1 protein-coding gene is annotated in these 347 nt (G+C 68.0%); it reads left to right on the top strand.

The genetic code is table 11. From position 1 onward, the window contains the following. Window positions 1-158: 158 nt before the first annotated feature. On the top strand, window positions 159-347 hold a 189-nt coding region (locus tag CFB39_RS40615; RefSeq protein WP_218829821.1), incomplete at its 3' end, for a hypothetical protein.

The raw sequence follows: 347 nt of genomic DNA, 5'->3' as shown, positions 1-347 counted from the left end.
TTTCGGGCGCATCCCGAACATCGCTCACGGGGCCACTGAGTGGTCTTCTGCCGGAGCGGAGCGGCGCGAGCGAGAATGACCGTGCAGTGAAACGGCCGCGTATTGCTCCCGGCCCTGACTCTCTGCGTGGCGGCGTCACGAATGTTGACGACGAGGCATTGATCCAGGCCTATCAGGGCGCATCGAACACGCATCCGGCCACGGCGCGCACCCATGCGAGCCACCTGCGCCAGCTTGCCGCGTGGCTGCGGGCCAATCGGACCGCCGGGGGAGAACCGCGCCCGACCCTGGGTGCACTGCGCAATGAGGTGCTCCAGTCAGGGCAGCCGGCGCGCGAGAACGCTCAT

The sequence above is a fragment of the Burkholderia sp. AU6039 genome (genome assembly GCF_002223365.1).
Taxonomy (GTDB): domain Bacteria; phylum Pseudomonadota; class Gammaproteobacteria; order Burkholderiales; family Burkholderiaceae; genus Burkholderia.
This window is presented reverse-complemented; position numbering and strand designations above follow the sequence as displayed.